Below are 16,626 nucleotides of genomic sequence, written 5' to 3' on the forward strand. Positions count from 1 at the left end.
TCACCGATCGGCCGCCACGATCCGCCCCGCGCGCACGGCCTCGCCCAGCGCCTCGAAGTCCCGCTCGTTGCGGTCCGCGTAGGCCTGCGCGAACCGGGCCAGCGCACGGTCGAAGCGGTCGGTGCCCCCGAGGTAGGCGGAGATGGCGACGGAATCGCCGGACCGGGCGTGGGCCCGTGCCAGCGACGCCCCGCACACCCGGGCGACCAGCCGCAGCAGAACCGGGTCCCAGGTCTCCGGCCGGAAACTGCCCTTCCAGTCCCACAACTGCCGTACGTAGAAGTCCCGTCCGCGCCCGTCGAGGCCCACGACGTGCGTCCACCCCAGGAAGATGTCACCGGCGGCCTGGAGGAGCCGCTGGCCGGTCACCACCCTGCGGCCCTGGTTGTCGTACCGTTCGCCGCCGGTGTGTGCCGCCAGCACCGACTCCTGTGCCTCCTTGGCCTGCAGCAGCAGCGGATCGTCGTCGTCGCGGCCGAGCAGCAGCAGGATCCAGCACCGGGTGCCGACGCTGCCGACCCCGACGACCTTCCGGGCCATGTCCACCAGCCGGAAGCGGCTCAGCAGGTGCCGCCGGTCCGCGGGCAGGGTCCGCGCGTACGACTCCAGCAGCGTCTGGAGCTCCTTGTCCTCCTCCTCGCCCGAGGACTCGCCGCGCAGTTCCCGCAGCGGGGTGACCAGCGGCGGGTCCGCCGCGATCCGCCGGCCCTCCGGCGTGAGCCGGGTGAGCTTGGCGTACGCTCGCAGGTGCGTCCGGGTACGGGCGCGCGAGGCCGCCTCGGCCGTACGGCGCCTGGTCTCCCCGCTCATCGAGGTGGCCAGCAACTCGCGCATCACGTCGGCGTCGTCCTGGGCGTACCAGATGTCCAGCGTGCGCATGCCGGCGAACTCCCGCATCCGCTCCCGGTACGCCCGCACGCAGGCGCCCGCCGCGTCGTCCTGCTCCCGCTCCGTGAAACCGTTGGCCCGCGCCGCGATGACGAAGCTGGCCGCCAGCCGTTTGACGTCCCATTCGAACGGGCCCGGGAACGTCTCGTCGAAGTCGTTGATGTCGAAGACCAGATGCCGTTCGGGCGACGCCAGCAGCCCGAAGTTCAGCAGCTGCGCGTCCCCGCACAACTGGACCTGGAGCCCGGTGTCCGGCAGCGTGCCCAGGTCCGTCGCCATGACCGCCGCCGCACCACGGTAGAAGCGGAACGGGGACGCGAGCATGCGGCCGTAGCGGATGGGCACCAACTCCGGTACCCGGCCGGCCGATTGGTGCTCCAGTACGTCGATGACGTCCGGCCGGTGCGGCGCGGGCTCGAACTCGCCGTGGCCCGAGCGCGGGGCGCGCCTGCGCGCCTGCCTGCCGTGGGCCGCCCGGTCGGCCGGTGACGACGAGACGGTGACGGCACTCGGTGCGGTCATGATCCACTCTCCTGGTCCTGCGGCCCGTGCTCCGCCGCCGGGACCGGGCTCGCGCGGGGCGCCGGAACAAGGGCCGTGCGCCCGTCGGGTCCACCCCAGCGCCCGGACCGGGAGGAGGGATCACCCGCGGCGGGTGATCCGGAGCGGCGGCCGCCCCGGCAGGCTGTGCCCTCGAGGGGCCGTGGGCCGCCCCGCCGAGAGTCCGTGAGCGGCCTGATCCCATCGCGCGAGGAGGAGCCATGACCGAACCGCGTGGAGAGGCGCAGCGGGCCGGCCTGTCGCATCTGCCCGGCGAGGCGGCCACCGGCCCCGCACAGGCCATGACGGCGATCGCCCGCTCCTGGACCTGGATCCTCGGGGCGGCGATCGTGACGCTCGTACCAGGGGTGCTGATTCTCGTCTGGCCGGACGAGACACTGCACGTCCTCGCCGTGCTCATCGGCCTCTACCTGCTGCTCACCGGCGCGATCCGGTGCGTGACGGCGTTCGCGCGGGAGGACCACGGGGACCGGCTCGCCGGTCTGCTGGTCGCGGTGCTGTACGTCCTGGCGGGCGTGCTCTGCCTGCGCAATCCGCTGCAGACCATCACCGCGCTGTCGCTGATCGTCGGGCTTCTGTGGCTGGCGTCCGGCCTCCTCACCCTCTACCCGGCGATCGCCGCCAAGGACCTTCCGCACCGCTGGGTCGTCCTGGGCGCCGCGCTGCTCGGCATCGTCGCCGGGATCGTGGTGCTGGCGCTGCCTGCGGAGTCGGCACGGGCGCTGACCCGGCTGCTCGGCCTGTGGCTCGTGCTGCTGGGCCTGGCCGAGCTGGTGACCGCCTTCGCGTGGCGGGCCGCACTGCGCCGGAGCGGCATGCCGCCGGACGTACCCGGCTCCGCTGACTGATCCCCGGCACGATCACCCGCATCGGGTGAGGACGCCCCTCCCTCGTGGGGTGCACGGTGAGAACGGCAGAAACCGGCTCGGCGAGCCGGTGCCCCGGACGGAGGAATGACATGAGCGCGCAGACCTACCTCGCGTACGACTACCCGGTGCTGGGTGCCTTCATGACCATGCTGGTGTTCTTCCTGTGGATCATGTGGTTCGTCCTGCTGTTCCGGGTCATCGTCGACATCTTCCGCGACGACGACATGGGCGGCTGGGGCAAGGCCGGCTGGACGTTGTTCGTGATCGCGCTGCCCTTCCTGGGCGTCTTCGTCTACCTGATCGCCCGCGGCAAGGGCATGGGGCGGCGGGAAGTTGCGCAGGCGCGCGCCCAGCAGGAAGCCTTCGACTCCTATGTGCGGCAGACCGCGCAGGGCACGACCGGCACCAGCAGCGCCGACGAGCTCACCAAGCTCTCCGCCATGCGCTCCCGGGGTGAGATCACCGACGACGAGTTCCGCAGGGCGAAGGAGCTGGTCCTCAGCGGTGCCGGCCCGGCCCGGCCCGGCGACAGCGTACACACCTCCACCGGGCGCTGAGACGCGTCCACGAGAACGAATCGAGGCCACCCATGACCACGACCCCCTCCCGCGCCCACACCCGCAGCACCAAGCAGGCATGGGCGGGCGGCCTGACCTCCTTCGCGGGCGTCATGCTGATGATCGCCGGGCTGCTCGGCGTGTTCCGGGGCATCATGGCGATCGCTCAGGACAACGTCTTCGTCACGACGCCCAACTACGTCTTCAAGTTCGATCTGACGAGCTGGGGATGGATCCATCTGGTCCTGGGCGCGATCGCCGTGATCGTCAGCTTCGGTCTGTTCGGACCGTCGATGTGGGCACGTGTCGCCGGCGTGGCCATCGCCGGCCTGGTGATCATCGCCAACTTCCTGTCCCTGCCGTACTACCCGGTGTGGTCCGTCGTGATGATCGCCGTCTCCGGCTTCGTCATCTGGGCCCTGTGCGTGGTCCAGGGGCAGGAATCCGCCAAGAGCCCGTAGCCGGACCGCGGCCCCGGTGCCGCCCGGCACGACCGCCGACCGGCGGTGCGCCCCGCGCTTCGGCCCCGCCCAGCGTCTACGCCTCGCTGCTGGACGGCGAACGCGGGGTGACGGCCGGCCGGCGGTGCCGGCGAGGTCGCCGACTTCATCACGACGGTGGACTCCCTCCGGCCCACGGCGCTGCCGAGGAGGCGGAGAGTGCCGACGTTTCCGGCCGTCCGTCCTGGCTGCGTTCGCCCACGGCATCGCACGTCTTGCGACCGCCCGGGCGGCCTGCGGACACCGGTCCCGCGGCGCCCCTCCCTCGCCCCGGTCGGCCTCAGGTGTTCAGCGGAGGCGTTGGTCGTCCCGGGCGGAGCCCGTTGCGTGCCTGTGCATGTCGGGTGCCGCCGGCCGGGGCGTGGTTGTGCCGCCGTGGCCGGCTTGGGCGTGTGGGTGCCGGGGCGGTGGTTGTCCCTGCGGGGCGCCGGCGGTCGGGCTGCGGCCCGGTGGTCGCCGCGGCAGCCCCTGGTTGTTTCAGTAGAGGTGTTGGTCGTCCCGGGCGGAGCCCGTTGCGTGCCTGTGCATGTCGGCTGGCGCCGGCCGGGGCGTGGTTGTGCCGCCGTGGCCGGCTTCGGGTGTGGGTGCCGGGGCGGTGGTTGTCCCTGCGGGGCGCCGGCGGTCGGGCTGCCGCCCGGTGGTCGCCGCGGCAGCCCCGGTTGTTTCAGTAGAGGTGTTGCTCGTCCCGGGCGGAGCCCGTTGCGTGCCTGTGCATGTCGGGTGCCGCCGGCCGGGGCGTGGTTGTGCCGCCGTGGCCGGCTTCGGGTGTGGGTGCCGGGGCGGTGGTTGTCCCTGCGGGGCGCCGGCGGCCGGGCTGCCGCCGGTGGTCGCCCCGGTAGCCCCCGGTTGTTTCAGTAGAGGTGTTGCTCGTCCCGGGCGGAGCCCGGTGTGGCGTTCTCTCCGCTGCGCTGTAGTGGAATCGCCACCGCGCCCTGCTGGAGAGTCACCGTGCGGGCGGGGGCGGGGATGGTGATGCCCTCCGTGCGGTAGCGGCGGTGGAGGCGCTTGATGAACTCGTGCTTGATGCGGTACTGGTCGCTGAACTCGCCGACGCCGAGGATCACCGTGAAGCCGATGCGGGAGTCGCCGAAGGTGTGGAAGCGGATGGCGGGCTCGTGGTCCGGTACGGCGCCCTCCACCTCGCGCATGGTCTCCGCGACGACCTCCGCCGTCACGCGCTCCACGTGCTCCAGGTCGGCGTCGTAGCCCACCCCGACCTGCACCAGCACCGTCAACCGCTGCTCGGGATGCGTGTAGTTGGTCATGTTGGCCTTGGCGAGCTGGCCGTTGGGGATGACCACCAGGTTGTTGGACAGCTGACGGACCGTCGTCTGGCGCCAGTTGATGTCGACGACGTACCCCTCCTCGCCGCTGCCGAGGCGGATGTAGTCGCCCGGCTGGACCGTCTTGGAGGCCAGGATGTGGATGCCCGCGAAGAGGTTGGCGAGGGTGTCCTGCAGGGCGAGGGCGACCGCCAGACCGCCGACGCCCAGGGCGGTCAGCAGGGGCGCGATGGAGATGCCGAGGGTCTGCAGGACCACCAGGAAGCCGATGGCGAGGACCAGGATCCGGGTGATGTTGACGAAGATGGTCGCCGAGCCCGCCACGCCCGAGCGGGACTGGGTGACCGTACGGACGAGTCCGGCGATCACCCGGGCCGCGGACAGGGTCACCACGAAGATCAGCCACACCTCGAGGAACTGGTCGGTGTGGTGCTGCACGGTCCGCGTCAGCGGCAGCACGGCCGCGGCCGCCGCCGCACCGCCCGCGATCGCCGCCCACGGCACGACCGAGCGCAGCGCGTCCACGATGACGTCGTCGCCGCTCCAGCGGGTCCGTTTGGCGTGCTTGGCCAGCCAGCGCAGCAGGGCGCGGGACAGGAAGGCCAGCAACAGGCCCGCCGCCACCGCGATGCCGGCGAGGACGAGGTCGTCCAGGGTCAGCGCGCGGTTCACCGGTCACCTCCGGGGCGCGCGCCTGCTGCGGAGTTGTGAGGTCTCGTCACGTTGTCACCTGCTCGATGTGCGGGATGTGCGATCGCGCCGGCCGGACAAACCCCGGTGACCGGCGCGATCGCTCATCCTGCCGCATCCGGAACGCCAGTTCGCACCCGGACCGGCGCTCTTCGGGCAGGTGGCTCAGACGATGCCCTCCGCGAGTTCGGCCTGGTCGCGGTCGCTGCCGTACGCGGCCGCGGTGGGCGTGCCGTACGAGCGGCGGGCGATGTACCACCAGAGGGTCGCGAGGACCAGGACGACGGCGAGCGCCACCGACGCGTAGTTCATCGTGTCGACCGTGACCGGCGAGGCCTGCGGCAGGCAGAACAGCACGGTCACACAGGCCACCCAGACCACCGCGATCCAGCCGATCGGCTTGCTCCAGCGGCCCAGTTGCCACGGCCCCGGCCGGAAACGGTCGCCCGCGCGCAGCCGCAGCAGCACCGGGATGGCGTAGGCGGGGGTGATGCCGATGACGTTGATGGCGGTCACCGCGTTGTACGCCGTCGCCGAGTACAGCGACGGCAGGGCGAGGACACCCGCCACGACGACGGACAGCCACACGGCGGCCACCGGTGTCTGGGTGCGGCCGCTCACCGTGCGCCACAGCTGCGAGCCGGGCAGCGCGCCGTCGCGGCTGAACGCGAACACCATCCGGCTGGCCGCGGCGACCTCGGCGTTTCCGCAGAACAGCTGGGCGACGATCACCACCAGGAGCAGCGCGCTCGCGCCGCCGGTGCCCAGGCCGTCGAGCAGGATCTGCGCGGGCGGCACCCCCGTGGCGGTGTTGCGCGTGGCGTCGTAGTTCTGGATGGCGAAGGTCAGACCGGCGAGCAGCACGAAACCCGCGATCCAGGACGCCCAGATGGACCGCACGATGCCGCGCGCCGCGGACACCGAGGCCTGCGAGGTCTCCTCGGACAGGTGCGCGGAGGCGTCGTAGCCGGAGAAGGTGTACTGGGCGAGCAGCAGGCCGATCGCCGCGACGTAGAGCGGGTTGTGCCAGCCGGTCTCGTTGACGAACTTCGTGAACACGAAGGACGCCGACCGGTGGTGGTCGGGGACGATCGCGAGCGCGCCGACGATCAGCGCGACACCCGCCAGATGCCACCACACGCTCACCGAGTTCAGCAGGCTGACCAGGCGGACGCCGAACAGGTTCAGCACCGCGTGCAGCAGCAGGATGGCGCAGAAGATGAGCATCGTCCTGCCGGGCGTCGGCGTGAAGCCCCACTGCAGGTTCGCGAACGCGCCGGTGAACAGGGCGGCGCCGTAGTCGATACCGGCGATCGCGCCGAGCAGACCGAGCAGGTTCAGCCAGCCCGTGTACCAGCCCCAGCGCCGGCCGCCGAGCCGGTCCGCCATGTAGTACAGCGCGCCGGAGGTCGGGTAGGCGCTGGTGACCTCGGCGAGCGCGAGGCCCACGCACAGCACGAACAGGCCGACGCCCGCCCAGCCCCACAGCATCACGGCCGGGCCGCCGGTGTTCAGGCCGAAGCCGTACAGGGTCATGCAGCCGGACAGGACCGAGATCACCGAGAAGCTGATCGCGAAGTTGCCGAAGCCGCCCATGCGGCGGGCCAGCACCGGCCGGTAGCCGAGTTCGCGCAGCCGCTGCTCCTCGTCCTGCTGGGGCAGGCCGGCCGAGGGCACGGGATCGGGGGTGGGGGACATGCGGGGGACCTCCGGGTCAAGAGGGGCGAGGACAGGGGCGGTTCACGAGCGGGAGCCGTCCGCGGCGGCCCGGCAGCGGTCCCGGGCCTGGATGAAGACCTCCACGGCACGGTCGCGGTCGGGCGTGCGGTACATCCAGGGCGGCGGAGTGAAGTACGGGCCGATGGCGTCGAACACCCTTGCCGCGTCGGGGAACCGGAGCGACCCCCACAGGGCGTGGGCCAGGTGGTTGAGGTCCGGCAGCGAGCGCTCGGCGCGGTGGGTGTGCTCGAACCAGGAGTGCAGGGCGTGCCGCGCCTCGCGGGCCGCGTCCTCCGCCACCCAGTGCAGGTCGAGTGCCGCGTCGTGCCCGCTGTCGCGCCGGTAGCGCTCGACGCGGACGTACAGCGGCAGCAGGTGCAGTGCCGAGCCGGGGGGCGCCTGCCCGGCGGCCCACTGGGCGTAGCCCGCGGCCTGCGCGAGCCGGCCCGAGCCGTCGCGCACGTACAGGAACTGGAGCATCCGGTGGTGGGCCTCGCGGTTGTACGGGTCGCGTCCGTGGGCCTCCGCCAGCAGCCCCCAGGGTCCCGGCGGCAGCATCGGTTCGGGCGCGGGCACCCGGTGCTCCTCCCAGCGCTGCTCCGGATCCAGCTGGGCCAGCGCCAGCAGGCACACCCAGGGCACCGGGTCCCGCGGGGCGATCCCGGTGGCGGACTGGGCGGCGTCCCAGGCCTCGATCCACAACTCGTGGGTACGGCGGTGCTTCTCGCGCCGGGCGCGCAGTGCCCGCTCCACCCCGACCCGCGCCCGCATCACCGCGGCGTGCACGCTGTCCGGCTCCTCCGTGAGCCAGGCGCGCACCACGTCGGTGCCGGCGGCGGCCGCCGCGAGGACCTGGGTGCGCTGGGTCCACCGCCCTCCGGGCGGGGTGTCCGCGAGCAGTGTGCGCATGGCCATCCAGCGCCCGGTGCGCAGATCCTGGAGCGCGGCGCGCAGGGCGTGGTCGGGGCCGGCGGGGTCGTAGGAGGGACGGGGTCCTTCTCTGGCCATCAGCCGACTGCCCCGGGCCACTGGGGCGCGGGCGAGCTGGCGGGGTGGCGTGGCAACAGCCCTCCTGTGGGCGGACGGAGGTGTGGGGTGCTGGTCGGCGGTCACTATAGAGGCGTGGGTTCCGCCTTGCCATTGTTACCAACTCAACCGATTGTTCAGCCAGTTGGCCGCCCAAGGGTGCTTGACGCCGTCCCGCCGCGGCGGCAGGCTGGCGCGGTGATCTTCGGTGCGGAGCGGGGTAAGGCGCGATGACGGGTCCGGTGCTCGCCGTCGACCAGGGCACGTCCGGCACCAAGGCCCTCGTGGTCTGCCCGGAACGCGGCGTCCTGGGCTCCGGGTTCGCCGGGGTCCGCCCCCGGTACCTGCCCGGAGGGCTGGTCGAGGCGGACCCGGCCGAGCTGTACGACTCCGTGGTCGACGCCGGCCGGCAGGCGCTCGCCGAGGCCGGCGAGGACGTCGTGGCGCTCGGCCTCGCCAACCAGGGCGAGACCGTCCTCGCCTGGGACCCGGCCGACGGCCGCCCGCTCACCGACGCCCTGGTGTGGCAGGACCGGCGCGCCGAGACCGTGTGCGGCGAACTCGCCGGGCACGCCGAGGAGTTGAGTCAGCTGACGGGGCTGCCCCTGGACCCGTACTTCGCCGCCCCCAAGATGGCCTGGATCCGCCGCCACCTCACCCGCGAGGGCGTCGTCACCACCTCCGACGCCTGGCTGGTCCACCGCCTCACCGGCGCCTTCGCCACCGACGCCGCCACCGCCGGCCGTACCCAGCTCCTCGACCTGGACCGCGCCCAGTGGTCGCCGAGGGCGCTGGAGATGTACGGCCTGTCCGACGAGCGCCTCCCCGAGGTGACCGACGCCGCCGGGCCGGTCGGCACCACCACGGCGTTCGGCCGCGAGATCCCGCTCACCGGACTGATCGTCGACCAGCAGGCCGCCCTGCTCGCCCAGCGCGTCACCGCACCCGGCACCGCCAAGTGCACCTACGGCACCGGCGCGTTCCTGCTGGCCCACACCGGCGACCGGCCCCGGCGCGGCACCTCCGGCCTGGTCAGCTGTGTCGCCTGGCGGCTGGCCGGTGCGACCAGCTACTGCCTCGACGGCCAGGTCTACACCGCGGCCTCCGCCGTCCGCTGGCTCTGCGACCTCGGCATCATCTCCTCCGCCGCCGACCTCGACCCCGTGGGCGGCACCGTCCCGGACAGCGGCGGCGTCACCTTCGTCCCTGCCCTCGCCGGACTCGCCGCCCCCTGGTGGCGCGGCGACCTGCGCGGCTCGCTCACCGGACTCGGCCTCGACACCGGCCCCGGCCATCTGGTGCGCGCCCTGTGCGAGGGCATCGCCGCCCAGGTCGCCGAACTCGCCGACGCGGCCGCCGCCGACCTCGGCGCCCCGCTGGACACGCTCCGCGTCGACGGCGGCCTGACCCGCTCGGCCCTGCTCATGCAGACCCAGGCCGACCTGCTGCAACGCCCCGTCGAGGTGTCCGCGCTGCCCGACGCCACCGCACTCGGCGCGGCCGCCCTCGCCCGCCTGGGCGCGGACCCTACCCTGGGCGTCGCACGGGCCCTGCCCGACTGGAAGCCCGCCGCCGTGTACGAACCCCGCATCGCCGCCGACCGGGCCGCCGAACGCCGGGCCGGTTTCCGGGCCGCCGTCGCGGCCCTGCTCGGCTCATGACCGTCACCGCGGAAGGCCCGCTGCCCACGACGGCGTACGACGTCGCGATCGTCGGCGCCGGGGTCGTCGGCTGCGCCATCGCCCGGGAACTCGCCCGCCACCCGCGCCTGCGCGTCGCCCTGGTCGAGGCCCAGGACGACGTCGGGCAGGGCACCTCCAAGGCCAACACGGCGATCCTGCACACCGGTTTCGACGCGGCCCCCGGCACCCTGGAGGCCCGGCTGGTCCGGGAGGGCCACGACCGGCTCGGTGCCTACGCGGCCGAGTCCGGCATCCCCGTCGAACGGGTCGGCGCCCTCCTGGTCGCCTGGGACGAGGAGCAGCTCGCCACCCTGCCCCGGCTGGCCGGGAAGGCCGAGCGCAACGGCTGCCACGAGACGCGCCTGCTCGGCCCCGACGAGCTGTACGCCCGCGAACCCCACCTCGGCCCCGGCGCGCTCGGCGCCCTGCACGTGCCCGGCGAGAGCATCATCTGCCCCTGGACGACGACCCTGGCCTACGCCACCCAGGCGGTCCGCGCCGGAGTGGACCTGCACCTGAACACCAAGGTGCAGCAGGCGAGTTGGCGAAGCGGCCACCGGCTGTCCACCTCCCGTGGGACCCTGCACGCCCGCCACCTGGTCAACGCGGCCGGACTCCACGCCGACACCGTCGACCGGCTGCTCGGCCACGAGGACTTCACCGTCACCCCGCGCCGCGGCCAGCTCCTGGTGTACGACAAGTTCGCCCGCCCGCTCGTCCGGCACATCCTGCTGCCCGTACCGACCGCGCTCGGCAAGGGCGTCCTGGTCGCACCGACGGTCTACGGCAACGTGCTGCTCGGCCCCACCGCCGAGGACCTGGACGACAAGCGGGCCACCGGCTCCACCGGCGACGGCCTGGCCGGACTGCGGACCAAGGGCCGCCGGATCCTGCCCGCCCTCCTGGACGAGGAGGTCACCGCCGTCTACGCCGGGCTGCGCGCGGCCACCGGGCAGGAGGACTATCGCATCGCCGCCCACCCCGAGCAGGCGTACGTCACCGTCGGCGGCATCCGCTCCACCGGCCTGACCGCGTCCCTGGCCATCGCCGCCCATGTCACCGGCCTGCTGGCCGGCACGGGGCTCGAGCTCGGCCCGGTGCGCGAGCCGGAGCCGGTGACCATGCCCAACCTCGGCGAGGCCTTCCCGCGCCCCTACCAGCGGCCCGAACTCATCGCCGCCGACCCCGAGTACGGCACCCTCGTGTGCCACTGCGAGCGCGTCTCCCGCGGCGAGATCCGGGACGCCCTCGCCGGGACGATCCCGCCCCGCACCCTGGAGGGCCTGCGCCGCCGCACCCGGGCCCGGGCGGGCCGGTGCCAGGGGTTCTCCTGCGGGGCGGCGGTACGGGAGCTGTTCGAACGGGGAAGGGGGCGGTCATGACGAGCCCTCGCCTGATCGACGTCCTCGTCGTCGGTGCCGGCCCCGCCGGACTCGCGGCCGCCGCACGGCTGGCCGCCGCCGGGGCGGGGCGCGTGGAGGTGCTGGAGCGGGAGACCGAGGCGGGCGGAGTCCCGCGGCACTGCGCACACGGCGGCTTCGGCACGTGGACGCACCCGCTGACCGGATCCGCCTACGCCCGTCTGCTCACCGAGGCCGCCGGGCGGGCGGGCGCGGTGATCCGGACCGGGGTGACGGTCCTGGACTGGGCGTGCACGGGGCTGTCGGCGCCCGGGGCGGGACTTCCGGACGGGGGTGCGGCTGGGCGGTCCGGCGCGGGGCCGGGTGGTGGGGGCCCGGTGGTGGCAGGCGTCTCCGGCGTGGGGTCGGGCCTTGCGGACTCCGCGGCCGGGCCCGCGGGAAGCGGCACCGGTGGCGGTCCGGTGTCCGGGGCCGCCGGATCCCGTGCCGGTACGGTGCTCAGCGCCGTCGGTCCCGGCGGGCCGGAGAACATCGAGGCGCGGGCCGTCGTGCTGGCCACCGGTGCCCGTGAACGTCCGCGCACCGCCCGGCTGGTGCCCGGCACCCGCCCCGCCGGGGTCTACACGACCGGAGAACTCCAGCAGGCGGTCCACCTGTACGGGCAGCACATCGGCACCCGCGCGGTCGTCGTCGGTGCCGAGGACGTCTCGTACGCGGCGGCCGCCACCGTGCGCGCGGCCGGCGCCGAGGTCGTCGCCCTGGTCACGGAACACCCGCGGGCCCAGACAGGCCGGGCGCGCGCCGGGTCGGCCCGCCTGCGCGACCGCGTTCCGCTGCTGACGCACACCACGGTCGCCGAACTCCTCGGCCACGGCCGCCTGTCCGGGGTCCGCGTGCGCCGACGCGACGGGCGCACGGCCGTACTGGCCTGCGACACCGTCGTGTTCACGGGTGACTTCGTCCCCGACCACGAACTGGCCCGCCGCGGCGCCCTCACCCTGGATCCCGGCACCCGCGGCCCCGCCGTCGACGGCGGCTTGCACACCTCGCGCCCCGGAGTCTTCGCGGCCGGGAACGTCCTGCACGCCGTCGAGCGGGCCGGCACGGCGGCCGCCGAGGGCGCCCGGGTGGCCGGTGCCGTCCTGGACTTCCTGGCGGGCGCCCCCTGGCCGGACCCGGGAGTCCCGCTCGCCGTCGGGGCCCCGCTGCGCTGGATCGCCCCGAACCGCGTCAACCCCGCCGACCCGCCCGCCCGCTACGTCCTGCGCACCGACGCCCCGCTGACCCGCCCGGTCCTCCAGGTCCATCAGGACGGCCGCCTCCTGCTCCGCGCGCGGCCGGGCCTCGGGACCGCGCTGCCCAACCGCACCCTGACCCTCACGGCCCGCTGGACGGGCCAGGCCGACCCGAAGGGCGGTGAGGTACGGGTGAGCGTGGGCTGAAGCGGGCCCGTTGTCAGTGCCGTGCGTGACGAGCGCTCACAGATCGGTGAACGAACCGTGCCGCCCGGACCCGGACGCGAACCGTGCGGCGCCCTCCGCGCTCTGGGCCAACACCTCCAGGCCGTACCGGAGTTCACCCCGCAGCGCCGCCTCCTCGTCCAGCCCCTCCTGGTCGAGGACCGACGCGCGGTCGCTGCGCAGGCAGGCCTGGGGGAAGCGGGCGATGTCCGCGGCCAGCGCCTCGGCCTCGGCGCGGGCGCGTCCCGTCGGCACCACCCGGTTGGCTAGCCCGATCTCGTAGGCCTCCCGGGCCGGTACGGGGCGGCCGGTGAGGATCATGTCCATGGCCCGGCTGGTGCCGATCAGCCGGGGCAGCCGTACCGTGCCGCCGTCGATCAGCGGCACGCCCCAGCGGCGGCAGAACACCCCGAACACGGCGTCCTCCTCCGCGACCCGCAGATCGCACCAGAGCGCGAGTTCGAGACCGCCCGCGACCGCGTGCCCGGCCACCGCCGCGATCACCGGCTTCGACAGCCGCATCCGGGTCGGCCCCATCGGGCCGTCACCGTCCTCGGCCACACGGTTGCCGCGCTCGGTGCCGATCGCCTTCAGGTCCGCCCCCGCGCAGAACGTGCCGCCCTCGCCCCACAGCACCGCGACGCGGGCCCCGTCGTCCTCCTCGAACTCCCGGAAGGCGTCGGCGAGTTCGGCGGCCGTGGGACCGTCCACCGCGTTGCGGGCCGTAGGCCGGGAGAGGACGACCGTGGTGACGTACTCCGTGCGCTCCACGCGGACCGGCATGGCAGGCCCTCCTCGTTCTGGTTCGGAAGGCCACTGTGCCTCAGATGACCTTGAACCGTACCAGCGCCCCCAGCGTCAGCGCCCCCGGCAGCAGCGGCACCCACACGGTGATGATGCGGTAGGCGAGCACCACCGCCGTGGCCACCGCGGCCGGGCCGCCCACCGCCATCAGGGCCACGATCAGGGCGGCCTCGACCGAGCCGAGCCCGCCCGGTGTCGGCACCAGCGCCACCGCGACGGTCGCCGCGAGGTAGGCGAGCGCCATGTGCGCCACCGGCACCGGCAGCCGCAGCGCCTGGCCGACCGCGGCGAGACCGGCCGCCTGCAGCGCGGGGAAGGCCAGCGAGCCGCCCCACAGCGCCAGGGCACGGGCCGGCCGGGTGTGCACCGACCGCGCCTCGCCGAGGGCATCCCGGACGAAGGCGTGCACGCGGGCGCGCAGCGGTCGTACGAGGGCCACCACGCCCGCCGCCACCACCAGCAGGCCGCCCGCGCCCAGCAGCAGCGGCAGGGCCGAGCCGTCCGGCAGCAGCGGGCCGAGCCGCAGCGCGTCGGGGAAGGCCAGCAGCAGCACGGACAGCAGACCGAGCCGGCCCACGGACTCGGCCAGCAGATACAGGGCGAGCGCGGCCGAGGAGCGGGCGAGCGGCACCCCGCACACGGTCATGAACCGCAGGTTCACCGCGCCCGCGCCCAGCCCCGTGGGCAGCAGGTGGTTCGCCGAGGCCGCCGCGAACTGGGTGGCCAGCAGCCGCCCCTTCGGCAGCGGCTGCACCACCGCGCCCTGGCGGGTGAACGCGGCGGCCACCCAGGTCAGACAGGTGGCGCCGGCCGCCGCGAGCAGCCACGGCCAGGAGGCGGTGCGCAGCTGGCCGAAGCCCTCGGCGAGCAGGGAGCGGTTCCGTACGGCGACCACGGCGACGAGCAGGAGCGGCACCAGGCACAGCACCTGACGGACGGGGACGCGACGGGGGAGTCGTCCCCGGGGAGGTGGGGAGAGCGGGACGGCAGTCACATCCGCAGAGGTTCTCCGGACCGTCCCAACGGCGGGTGAAAAGGCGGGAACATTGACCTCAACGAAGCTTGAGGTTCTACGTTCTCTTCCATGAGCATGGAGACCACCGCATGGATGCAGCTGCATAGTGTCATGAACGCGCAGGACGAGCGCCGGCCTTTCGCCCGCGCCACGCTGCGCCGTATCGCCGCCTTCGCCCGCCCGCACCGCGCGGGCATCGCCCGGTTCGTGGTGCTCGGGGTGGTGACCGCGCTGCTCGCCGTGGCCACCCCAGTGCTCGCCGGCCGCGTCGTCGACGCGATCGTGGCGGGGCACGACTCCGGCACGGTGGTCCGGCTCTCCCTGCTCATCGCGCTCGTCGCCCTCGCGGAGGCGGGGCTCGGCATCCTCGGCCGGCGCCTGTCGGCGACGCTCGGGGAGGGACTCATCCTCGACCTCAGAACGGCTGTGTTCGATCATGTGCAGCGCATGCCCGTCGCGTTCTTCACACGGACTCGTACGGGAGCGCTGGTCAGCCGACTCAACAACGACGTGATCGGCGCCCAGCGGGCGTTCGCCAACACCCTGTCCGGCGTGGTCAGCAACCTGGTCACCCTGCTGCTCACCCTCGCGGTGATGCTCACCCTGTCCTGGCAGATCACCCTGCTCGCGCTGGTGCTGCTGCCGGTGTTCGTGCTGCCGGCCCGCCGCATGGGCACCCGGATGGCCCGCATGCAGCGCGAGGCGGCGGCGCTGAACGCGGCCATGGGCACCCGGATGACCGAGCGCTTCTCCGCGCCCGGCGCCACCCTGGTCAAGCTGTTCGGCCGCCCGGAGGAGGAGTCGGCGGAGTTCGCGGCCCGCGCGGCGAGGGTGCGGGACATCGGTGTGCGCACGGCCACGGCCCAGTCGGTGTTCATCACCTCCCTCACGCTGGTGTCCGCCCTCGCCCTGGCCCTCGTCTACGGCCTCGGCGGCTGGTTCGCGCTGCACGGCACCCTGAAGGCGGGCGCGGTCGTCTCCCTCGCCCTGCTGCTGACCCGCCTGTACGCCCCGCTCACCGCGCTGGCCGGTGCCCGGGTCGAGGTGATGAGCGCTCTCGTCAGCTTCGAGCGGGTCTTCGAGGTGCTGGACCTGAAGCCGCTGATCGAGGAGAAGCCGGACGCCCGGGAGGTCCCCGAGGGGCCCGTCGCCGTCGAGTTCGACGACGTCCGCTTCTCCTACCCGGCCGCCGACCAGGTCTCCCTCGCCTCCCTGGAGGAGGTCGCCGCCCTCGACACCCGCGGCGGCTCCGAGGTCCTGCACGGTATCTCCTTCCGCGCCGAACCCGGCCGGACCGTCGCCCTCGTCGGCTCCTCCGGCGCCGGCAAGTCCACCATCGCCCAGCTGCTGCCGCGCCTGTACGACGTCGACGCCGGTGCCGTCCGGATCGGCGGGGTGGACGTCCGCGACGTGACCGCCGCCTCCCTGCGCGGCACCCTCGGCATGGTCACCCAGGACGGCCACCTCTTCCACGACACGGTCCGCGCCAACCTCCTCCTCGCCCGCCCCGACGCCACGGACGAGGACCTCTGGGACGCGCTCGGCCGCGCCCGCCTGGCCGAGGTCGTACGGTCCCTGCCGGACGGCCTGGACACGGTGGTCGGCGAGCGCGGCTACCGGCTCTCCGGCGGCGAACGCCAGCGGATGACCATCGCCCGGCTGCTGCTGGCCCGCCAGCGCGTGGTCATCCTGGACGAGGCCACCGCCCACCTGGACAACACCTCGGAGGCGGCAGTCCAGGAGGCGCTCACCGAGGCCCTGGAGGGCCGCACCGCCGTGGTCATCGCCCATCGCCTGTCCACGGTCCGGGCCGCCGACCTGATCCTCGTCGTGGAGTCCGGCCGGATCGTGGAGCGCGGCACGCACGAGGAGCTGCTGGCGGAGCAGGGCCGGTACGCGGAGCTGTACCGGACGCAGTTCGCGGGGCGGGAGGGTGCGGTGCGGGCGCCGGGGGAGGAGACGGCGGCGGAAGCGCTCGTGGCCGAGGTGCCGACGGTCTGAGCGGCTATGCCGTCTTCTTCAGTGCGAGAAGCCGGTACAGCGGATCCCGGCGAGCGCGGTCCTGCTCCGGCAGGGCCGCGAGCCGCCCGCACGCCTCGGCCGCCTGCTCCGGCCCGGTCTGCGCGCACCACGGGATCCGGCCCGATTCGATGACCTCCCGCCAGCGGCGCGGACTGCGTCCCTGGCCGGCGCCCGGGAACACGGCCTCGC

At 74.1% G+C, this 16,626-nt stretch carries 13 protein-coding genes and 1 pseudogene; 7 read left to right on the forward strand and 7 right to left on the reverse strand.

The features are described 5' to 3' along the window. Complete coding sequence (locus ABT288_RS33670; protein ID WP_351615996.1) at nucleotides 1–1,410, reverse strand: DUF2252 domain-containing protein; 1,410 nt, start codon at nucleotides 1,408–1,410, stop codon at nucleotides 1–3. Nucleotides 1,411–1,649: 239 nt separating this feature from the next. On the opposite strand from ABT288_RS33670, the gene ABT288_RS33675 reads away from it, so the two are divergent. The 3 genes from ABT288_RS33675 (at nucleotide 1,650) to ABT288_RS33685 (ending at nucleotide 3,336) form a co-directional block, all read left to right on the forward strand. Continuing rightward, nucleotides 1,650–2,297, forward strand: a complete 648-nt coding sequence (locus ABT288_RS33675; RefSeq protein ID WP_502972890.1) for an HdeD family acid-resistance protein — start codon at nucleotides 1,650–1,652, stop codon at nucleotides 2,295–2,297. Between the two features lie 110 nt (nucleotides 2,298–2,407). After that, on the forward strand, nucleotides 2,408–2,875 hold the full coding sequence (locus ABT288_RS33680) for an SHOCT domain-containing protein (RefSeq protein WP_351615999.1): 468 nt from the start codon (nucleotides 2,408–2,410) through the stop codon (nucleotides 2,873–2,875). 32 nt (nucleotides 2,876–2,907) lie between these two features. Further along, nucleotides 2,908–3,336 (forward strand): DUF7144 family membrane protein, encoded by a 429-nt coding sequence (locus ABT288_RS33685; protein WP_351616002.1) that lies wholly within the window; start codon nucleotides 2,908–2,910, stop codon nucleotides 3,334–3,336. 890 nt (nucleotides 3,337–4,226) lie between these two features. On the opposite strand, the gene ABT288_RS33690 is transcribed toward ABT288_RS33685, so the two are convergent. The 3 genes from ABT288_RS33690 to ABT288_RS33700 form a co-directional block, all read right to left on the reverse strand. Further along, nucleotides 4,227–5,330 (reverse strand): mechanosensitive ion channel family protein, encoded by a 1,104-nt coding sequence (locus ABT288_RS33690; RefSeq protein WP_351616005.1) that lies wholly within the window; start codon nucleotides 5,328–5,330, stop codon nucleotides 4,227–4,229. 183 nt (nucleotides 5,331–5,513) lie between these two features. Beyond that, nucleotides 5,514–7,046 (reverse strand): amino acid permease, encoded by a 1,533-nt coding sequence (locus tag ABT288_RS33695; protein WP_351616008.1) that lies wholly within the window; start codon nucleotides 7,044–7,046, stop codon nucleotides 5,514–5,516. A gap of 42 nt (nucleotides 7,047–7,088) precedes the next feature. Then, nucleotides 7,089–8,075 carry a hypothetical protein gene (locus ABT288_RS33700; protein WP_351616010.1) on the reverse strand — a complete coding sequence of 329 codons (987 nt, stop codon included), beginning with the start codon at nucleotides 8,073–8,075 and terminating at the stop codon, nucleotides 7,089–7,091. Nucleotides 8,076–8,323: 248 nt separating this feature from the next. On the opposite strand from ABT288_RS33700, the gene ABT288_RS33705 reads away from it, so the two are divergent. The 3 genes from ABT288_RS33705 to ABT288_RS33715 are packed head-to-tail and all read left to right on the forward strand — an operon-like array spanning nucleotide 8,324 to nucleotide 12,578. After that, nucleotides 8,324–9,754, forward strand: coding sequence for an FGGY family carbohydrate kinase (locus ABT288_RS33705; protein ID WP_351616012.1), 1,431 nt, complete (start codon nucleotides 8,324–8,326; stop codon nucleotides 9,752–9,754). Beyond that, a complete protein-coding gene (locus ABT288_RS33710) occupies nucleotides 9,751–11,157 on the forward strand; it encodes an FAD-dependent oxidoreductase (RefSeq protein WP_351616015.1) in 1,407 nt (468 codons plus the stop codon). The genes ABT288_RS33705 and ABT288_RS33710 overlap by 4 nt, the downstream gene beginning before the upstream one ends. Beyond that, a complete protein-coding gene (locus ABT288_RS33715) occupies nucleotides 11,154–12,578 on the forward strand; it encodes an NAD(P)/FAD-dependent oxidoreductase (protein ID WP_351616017.1) in 1,425 nt (474 codons plus the stop codon). The genes ABT288_RS33710 and ABT288_RS33715 overlap by 4 nt, the downstream gene beginning before the upstream one ends. Before the next feature lie 36 nt (nucleotides 12,579–12,614). Here the strand turns inward: ABT288_RS33715 and ABT288_RS33720 are convergent, their stop codons facing one another. Then, entirely contained in the window at nucleotides 12,615–13,379 is a 765-nt protein-coding gene (locus ABT288_RS33720; RefSeq protein ID WP_351616020.1) for a crotonase/enoyl-CoA hydratase family protein, read from the reverse strand. Between the two features lie 40 nt (nucleotides 13,380–13,419). Then, a complete protein-coding gene (locus tag ABT288_RS33725) occupies nucleotides 13,420–14,394 on the reverse strand; it encodes a lysylphosphatidylglycerol synthase transmembrane domain-containing protein (RefSeq protein WP_351616023.1) in 975 nt (324 codons plus the stop codon). A 96-nt stretch (nucleotides 14,395–14,490) separates the two neighbouring features. Between ABT288_RS33725 and ABT288_RS33730 the strand changes: the two genes are divergently transcribed. After that, the gene (locus ABT288_RS33730) at nucleotides 14,491–16,416 is read left to right on the forward strand and encodes an ABC transporter ATP-binding protein (RefSeq protein ID WP_351616029.1); all 1,926 of its coding nucleotides are present in this window, start codon (nucleotides 14,491–14,493) and stop codon (nucleotides 16,414–16,416) included. 4 nt (nucleotides 16,417–16,420) lie between these two features. Here ABT288_RS33730 and ABT288_RS33735 read toward each other — a convergent pair. Further along, a pseudogene (locus ABT288_RS33735) lies at nucleotides 16,421–16,626 on the reverse strand (class I SAM-dependent methyltransferase); the annotation flags it as partial.

The organism is Streptomyces sp. NPDC001093, assembly GCF_040298985.1.
Lineage (GTDB): Bacteria > Actinomycetota > Actinomycetes > Streptomycetales > Streptomycetaceae > Streptomyces.

Excerpts from the sequence above, each read along its gene's own strand:
- ABT288_RS33670 (WP_351615996.1), bottom strand. The coding sequence starts at position 1,410 with ATGACCGCACCGAGTGCCGTCACCGTCTCGTCGTCACCGGCCGACCGG.
- ABT288_RS33675 (WP_502972890.1), top strand. The coding sequence starts at position 1,650 with ATGACCGAACCGCGTGGAGAGGCGCAGCGGGCCGGCCTGTCGCATCTG.
- ABT288_RS33680 (WP_351615999.1), top strand. The coding sequence starts at position 2,408 with ATGAGCGCGCAGACCTACCTCGCGTACGACTACCCGGTGCTGGGTGCC.
- ABT288_RS33685 (WP_351616002.1), top strand. The coding sequence starts at position 2,908 with ATGACCACGACCCCCTCCCGCGCCCACACCCGCAGCACCAAGCAGGCA.
- ABT288_RS33695 (WP_351616008.1), bottom strand. The coding sequence starts at position 7,046 with ATGTCCCCCACCCCCGATCCCGTGCCCTCGGCCGGCCTGCCCCAGCAG.
- ABT288_RS33700 (WP_351616010.1), bottom strand. The coding sequence starts at position 8,075 with ATGGCCAGAGAAGGACCCCGTCCCTCCTACGACCCCGCCGGCCCCGAC.
- ABT288_RS33705 (WP_351616012.1), top strand. The coding sequence starts at position 8,324 with ATGACGGGTCCGGTGCTCGCCGTCGACCAGGGCACGTCCGGCACCAAG.
- ABT288_RS33710 (WP_351616015.1), top strand. The coding sequence starts at position 9,751 with ATGACCGTCACCGCGGAAGGCCCGCTGCCCACGACGGCGTACGACGTC.
- ABT288_RS33715 (WP_351616017.1), top strand. The coding sequence starts at position 11,154 with ATGACGAGCCCTCGCCTGATCGACGTCCTCGTCGTCGGTGCCGGCCCC.
- ABT288_RS33720 (WP_351616020.1), bottom strand. The coding sequence starts at position 13,379 with ATGCCGGTCCGCGTGGAGCGCACGGAGTACGTCACCACGGTCGTCCTC.
- ABT288_RS33730 (WP_351616029.1), top strand. The coding sequence starts at position 14,491 with ATGGAGACCACCGCATGGATGCAGCTGCATAGTGTCATGAACGCGCAG.